The following is a 6366-nucleotide window of genomic DNA, read 5'->3' as shown; positions in this document are numbered from 1 at the left end:
CCGCAAGCTATACATTTGTCGTTTATAACGGATGCACTTCCAGATTGAATTTTTATTGCTTTTATGTGGCATTGCCTTATACATTTATAACAATCATTACATTCGTTTTTCAAAGTATATACAGGATATATTTTATCCATTATGTATAGTTCCTTTATATTTTTTTTAATATTTCACAAAGAATATCTGCGGTAACATTTTTATATTCTGTTTCGTCAACAATAATCCTCGGACCGTCGGAACACTTGTTTTTACACAACATTCCCACAACTTTTATTTTTGTATCGGAATTATGTTCCGATATATGTTTTTTTATAAGCTCAAGGTTTTCCGTATTACCTTTTGCAAAACAGGCACTGCCCATACATATTTTTAATTCTTTAGTCATCTTCCTTCTTATCAACCTCTTTTTCAATGTTATATTGATTTGTAAATTGAAGAAAATTTCCTATAAGATTTTCATTCCAAACTTTTATATCCTTCGGAACATCAAGTATACAAGGTGTAAAATTCCATATATTTTTTATACCTGCTCCGGCAAGATAATTTGCCGTTGCATTTGCCACCTCTTTAGGAACGGTAAGTATTGCAAAATTTACATTTAATCTTGAAGATAAATTTCCTATTTTTGTTAAAGAAAATACATCTTTGCCGCTTAAATTTGTTCCTATTTTTCTCGGATTGACATCAAACATTGCAACAATATTCAAACCGTAATCTTTAAAACTTTTATATTTTGCAAGTGCCAATCCCAAATTTCCGGCACCTACTATAAATACGTCTATAACTTGTTTGAACCCCAGTTTTTCTTCTATTGCTTTCTTTAATTTTTGTACTTCATAACCAACCCGAGATTTTCCTAAATCGTGAAAATTAAGAAATTTTAAATCTTTTCTTACAAGGGAATTATCTATTTTTAAAAGATCCGCAATTTTTTTACTTGAAATGTATTTTTCGTCTCCTCTTAAATCTTCAAGTATAAAATGATACAAAGATAAACGGTTTATAACTTTGTCGGGAATATTCATAAACAAGTTCCTTCTGTATAATTTTAATAAGGGCAGATTATGCCATAATCTGCCCTTACATCTTTGTAACTGTATTAAACAATACCGTTGTAAGCATTCAAGAATATCTGTTTAATTTCCGACATTAACGGATAAACAGGGTTTGCTCCCGTGCATTGGTCGTCGAATGCTCTTTCCACAAGTGTATCAAGGTTTTTCATAAAATCTTCTTCTTTTATACCGAATTCTTTTATGGATTTTGGTAAATTTATTTTTGTCATTAAATCGTCAACCGCTTTTATCAACCTTTCGGTTTTTTCGTCATCATTTTTTCCGCCAAGATCTAATTCGTCCGCAATTTGGGCATATTTCATTTTTGCATTAGGATATTTATATTGCGGAAAAATTGCCTGTTTTGTCGGTTTATCGTTAGCATTAAATTTTATAATTTGCCTTATTAAAAGTGCATTTGCAACACCGTGCGGAATATTATACATTGCACCCAATTTATGTGCCATTGAATGGCATAATCCTAAAAATGCATTTGCAAAAGCCATACCTGCAATTGTTGCCGCATAATGCATTTTTTCTCTTGCTTTGGGGTCGTTTTTACCTTCGTTATATGACCGCGGTAAATATTTGAATACAAGTTTTGTTGCTTCAAGTGCATTTGAATTTGTAAAGTTTGTCGCCATACATGAAACATAAGCTTCAAGTGAATGAACAAGTGCATCTATTCCCGAAGCGGCAGTAAGTCCTTTGGGCATACTGTCAACAAAGTTAGGGTCAACAATTGCCATATTTGGTGTTAAAGCATAATCGGCAATTGCATATTTATAATGCGTTTTTTCATCGGTAATAATTGAAAACGGTGTTACCTCAGAACCTGTTCCCGATGTTGTCGGTATACAAACCATTGTTGCTTTTTTCCCTAAGTCGGGTATTTGGCAAATTCTTTTTCTTATATCCATAAACCTCATCGAAATATCTTCAAAGTTTACATCGGGTTGTTCATATAACAACCAAAGAATTTTTCCTGCATCCATCGGCGAACCGCCGCCCAATGCAATAATTACATCCGGCTCATAAGTTCTAATCATTGTAAGAGCTTCATCTATGGTTGCAAGTGTCGGGTCGGGTTTAACATCAAAAAACATTTGATGATCTATTTCTATTTCATCTAAAATATCTGTGATATTTTCAACCGCTCCGGAATTAAACAAGAAACGATCCGTAACGATAAATGCTCTTTTTTTACCTTTAAGTTCTTTAAGAGCAAGATCCAAACAACCTCTTTTAAAATATATTTTCTGAGGAGCTTTAAACCATAACATATTTTCTCTCCTTTCTGCAACTGTCTTATAGTTCAACAAATGTTCTACTCCGATATTCCCGGATATAGAATTACCGCCCCAAGAACCGCAACCAAGTGACAACGACGGTTCAAGCTTAAAATTATAAATATCACCTATTCCGCCCTGTGACGATGGTGTATTAATTAATACTCTGCAGGAAGGCATCCTCTCGGCATAAGCATTTATTCTTTCTTCAACTCTTGAATCCGTATAAAGAACCGAGGTATGTCCGGGCCCGCCTTTTGAAACAAGTTCATAAGCCATATCTGTTGCTTGTTCAAAATTCTTTGCTTTATACATCGTAAGTATCGGTGATAATTTCTCTCTTGAAAAAGGATCGTTCCAGTCTACTTTCGGCCTTTCGCACAACAAAAGTTTTGAATCTTTCGGAATTTTAAATCCGGAAAGTTCTGCAATTCTTTGCGGAGTTTGACCGACTATTAAAGGATGCGCAGATCCTCTTTTAGGATCTATAAAAGGAAGTGCAACCATTTTCTTTTCATCACTTTTGTTTACAAGATAAGCTCCCCTGTATATAAACTCTTTCTTTACTTTTTCATAAATATCTTCAACTACCACTACCGATTGTTCCGAAGCACAAATCATACCGTTATCAAATGTTTTTGACATAATTATTGAAGATACGGCCGTTCTTATATCGGCAGTTTCGTCTATAACGGCACATGTGTTTCCTGGTCCTACTCCAAGTGCCGGTTTCCCGGAAGAATATGCCGCCTTAACCATTCCGGGTCCGCCTGTTGCCAAAATACAGGCAATATCGGGATGATGTAACAATGCATCGGAAAGTTCCATTGAAGGTGTATCTATCCAACCTATAATATCTTTCGGTGCACCGGCTTCAACAGCTGCATTAAGAACAACTTTTGCCGCTTCTAGTGTACTTTTTGTTGCTCTGGGGTGAGGGGAAAAGATAATTGCATTTCTTGTTTTTAAACATATAAGCGATTTAAAAATTGCCGTAGATGTGGGATTTGTCGTAGGTATTATACCGGCAATAATTCCTAACGGTTCTGCAACAATTTTTGTACCGTTTTCTTTATCCCGGCTTATTATTCCGCATGTTTTTGCAAACTTATGTTTGTTGTATATATATTCCGAAGCAAAATGATTTTTTATTATTTTATCTTCAAGAACACCCATGCCGGTATCTTCTACAGCCATTCTTGCAAGCTGTATTCTTACTTTGTTTGCTGCTGTTGCTGCCACTTTGAAAATTTTATCAACCTGCTCTTGTGAATAATTTGCATATTCCGTTTGTGCTTTTTTTACTCTGGCAATTAAAGCATTTAATTTTTCTACCGTATCAACCGTGACCGGTGCAGTTTCCGGTATTACTGTTTTTTTAACAATCTCTTTTTTTTGTTTCTTTTGCGGCATACATCCTCCTTTTGTGATTTATTTCACGAATGATTATAAAAAAATAAAAAAAGTTTGTCAAGTGTTTAGTAACAACACGGATAGCAAGTTATTGATATGTTTTTGATTTTTGCCTAAATTTTTGTGTTATTGTGAAAATTATCCTTGTTTCTGTAAGTTTTTATTTTGATAAACAGTATTTGAAATTTTATTTATACGGCAACTTTAATTACAGTTAATTTTTCATAATTAATTTTGACATAGATATGTAATATGTAATATAATAAAAGTTGTAATGTATGTTCATTTTTACATTAAATAAGGAGAAAAATTATGAATCCGGTATTGGATAATAAAACTTTTGAAACTTCACAAATGTCAGGTGAAGTTATGACAAAAAACGGAGTAATAAACAAAAGTTTTTGTTTATGGGCAATTTTGTCGTTAGGTGCATATTTGGGTTGGAGCCATCCTGCAATGGCGGCGGGTTTACTTTTGCCTATGGCAATAGGAGCTTTTGTATTAGCTATGATAATAGTTTTTAAAAAACATCTTGCTCCGGTTTTATCACCTATATATGCTTTTTGTGAGGGAATGTTATTGGGATGTATAACACTTGTCTTTGAAAAATCGTACCCGGGAATAGCGGTTAATGCAATTTTTTTAACAGTATGTGTTTTATTTTGTATGCTTGCTGCTTTTAAAGCAGGATTTATAAAACCGACAAATAAATTTTATGCTGTTGTCGGTATTTCAACTTTGGCAATTGCTTTGCTTTATATTGTGGATATGCTAATAACTATCTTCGGTGGTGTAGGCTTTTCTTTTATAACAAGCTCTTCAATCTTCGGAATACTATTCAGTATTTTTGTAGTTTTAATAGCCTCTCTTAATTTGATAATAGATTTTGATATTATTCAAAAAGGTATATATGCAGGTGCTCCAAAATATATGGAATGGTACGGCAGCTTTGCTTTAATGGTAACTATAGTTTGGCTTTATGTTGAAATTTTAAGATTGTTGTCAAAATTGAGAAGATAAAATGGCACTCAATCTTGGAAAAACAACTTTTTTTATATCTTCAACGGAACCTAAAAAATTACCGCAAAGTATTTGCGAAGTGGCTTTTGTCGGAAGATCTAATGTCGGTAAAAGTTCAATAATAAATGCATTATGTAAACAGAAAAACCTTGCAAGAACTTCAAAGACTCCCGGCAGAACAAGAGCTATAAATATTTTTACACCGGCTAACGGAAGGTGGATAGTTGATTTACCCGGTTACGGCTTTGCAAGGGTTTCACCGGAAAGCAAAAAATTATGGCAGGAAATGATAGAAGGTTATATATCATCAAGAAAAACATTAAAAACTGTATATATACTTATTGATTCTTATGTAGGTCCTACCGAACTTGATATGCAAATGATACAGTGGTTAAATTCTTTAAATATAAATTTTAAAATAGTTGCAAATAAAACGGATAAAATTGCAAATTTGAATTTAAAAGAATTAAAATGTAAAATTGCTGATAGTTTAACCGTTGATATAAAAAATATTTTTTGTGTCAGTGCAAAAAGTTTGGCAGGTATCGGTAATTTAATAAATGACATAGGGAATATGTTATTGAAATAGGAAGTAAAATAAACAAGGGGGAAGTAAAATGAAAAAAGTAGCATTGGCTTTGGTTGCAGTAGTAATGTTGTTTGCAGCAAGTGCTCAGGCACAAGTTTTTAAATTGTCTTTATGGGGCGATATTTGTGTTCCTAATGAAGATTACACCGGCGGTTTGGAATTAGGTATCGGTTCAGAAACCCAGGCTGTTGACGGTGTTCAATGGGGTATAATTTATTCCTATGCAGGAAAATTACAAGGTGTTCAATTGGGTTTAGTAAATAATACTGATGATGGAACCGGTATTCAATGGGGTTTGGTTGATATGGCACAAAATTTTAAAGGTATTCAATGGGGTTTTGTTAACTGGACAAAAAATGAATTTACCGGTGCACAGTTAGGTTTTGTTAATTATTCAAAACAAGCTAAAGGAGTTCAATTAGGTTTTATAAACTATACTGAAACAATGAAAGGCCTTCAACTCGGTTTAGTTAACATTATTAAAAACAATACAATGTTCTTACCTGTATTTGTATTTGTTAACTTCTGTTTCTAATATTTTTAATGAAGGTAACAAGCTTTTCGATTATTTTAGGTTTTATTGTCGGGTTGATACTGTCCGGTATTTTGGTTGATATATATTCTTATGTTAAAGGTTCTGTTGACAGAATAATAATAGCAAGAAATATCTCCAAAGCGGAACGGTATGTTAAAGAAGGGCAGTATCAACAGGCAATAGAAATTTACGAAAAAGTATATGCAAAAATTAAACCTAAAAAGGAACAAAATGAATCTTTATTCGGAAAAGTTGCAAACAATTTAGGTTTAAGTTTGGTTGAAAATTCAGGCGGTATAAAAAGCGGTAATAAGAATTTAATGAATTCAAAACAAGTAAAAAAAGCTCTTGAAATGTTTAAAGAGGCAAAAGCATCATTCCTAAAAATCAAAAATAATCAACTTGCCGACCAAACAGAGCAAAACATAAAAATGCTCGAGCAATCATTGTAACGGTAATATA

General features: G+C 33.1%; 7 protein-coding genes. 4 read left to right on the top strand and 3 right to left on the bottom strand.

Going from position 1 to position 6366, the window contains the following annotated elements:
- Positions 1–154: 154 nt before the first annotated feature.
- The 3 genes from ACMUOV_RS00880 to adhE all read right to left on the bottom strand — a co-directional run bounded on the left by ACMUOV_RS00880 (position 155) and on the right by adhE (position 3760).
- Positions 155–388, bottom strand: coding sequence for a (2Fe-2S) ferredoxin domain-containing protein (locus ACMUOV_RS00880; protein WP_413852871.1), 234 nt, complete (start codon positions 386–388; stop codon positions 155–157).
- Entirely contained in the window at positions 381–1028 is a 648-nt protein-coding gene (locus ACMUOV_RS00875; protein WP_413852869.1) for a redox-sensing transcriptional repressor Rex, read from the bottom strand. The genes ACMUOV_RS00880 and ACMUOV_RS00875 overlap by 8 nt, the downstream gene beginning before the upstream one ends.
- A gap of 74 nt (positions 1029–1102) precedes the next feature.
- A complete protein-coding gene (adhE, locus tag ACMUOV_RS00870; protein ID WP_413852867.1) occupies positions 1103–3760 on the bottom strand; it encodes a bifunctional acetaldehyde-CoA/alcohol dehydrogenase in 2658 nt (885 codons plus the stop codon).
- 312 nt (positions 3761–4072) lie between these two features.
- Here adhE and ACMUOV_RS00865 point away from each other — a divergent pair, with 312 nt between their 5' ends.
- The 4 genes from ACMUOV_RS00865 to ACMUOV_RS00850 are packed head-to-tail and all read left to right on the top strand — an operon-like array spanning position 4073 to position 6356.
- The gene (locus ACMUOV_RS00865; protein WP_413852865.1) at positions 4073–4780 is read left to right on the top strand and encodes a Bax inhibitor-1/YccA family membrane protein; all 708 of its coding nucleotides are present in this window, start codon (positions 4073–4075) and stop codon (positions 4778–4780) included.
- A 1-nt stretch (position 4781) separates the two neighbouring features.
- Positions 4782–5369 carry a ribosome biogenesis GTP-binding protein YihA/YsxC gene (gene yihA, locus ACMUOV_RS00860; protein ID WP_413852863.1) on the top strand — a complete coding sequence of 196 codons (588 nt, stop codon included), beginning with the start codon at positions 4782–4784 and terminating at the stop codon, positions 5367–5369.
- A 28-nt stretch (positions 5370–5397) separates the two neighbouring features.
- Positions 5398–5904 carry an LA_2272 family surface repeat-containing protein gene (locus ACMUOV_RS00855; RefSeq protein WP_413852861.1) on the top strand — a complete coding sequence of 169 codons (507 nt, stop codon included), beginning with the start codon at positions 5398–5400 and terminating at the stop codon, positions 5902–5904.
- Positions 5905–5912: 8 nt separating this feature from the next.
- Positions 5913–6356, top strand: coding sequence for a hypothetical protein (locus ACMUOV_RS00850; RefSeq protein ID WP_413852859.1), 444 nt, complete (start codon positions 5913–5915; stop codon positions 6354–6356).
- Positions 6357–6366: the final 10 nt, after the last annotated feature.

The organism is Candidatus Ruminimicrobium bovinum (assembly GCF_902760015.1).
In the GTDB taxonomy this organism is placed as follows: Bacteria; Elusimicrobiota; Endomicrobiia; order Endomicrobiales; family Endomicrobiaceae; genus Ruminimicrobium; species Ruminimicrobium bovinum.
Note: the sequence above shows the minus strand (reverse complement) of the source record. Positions and strands in the feature narration are given on the sequence as shown.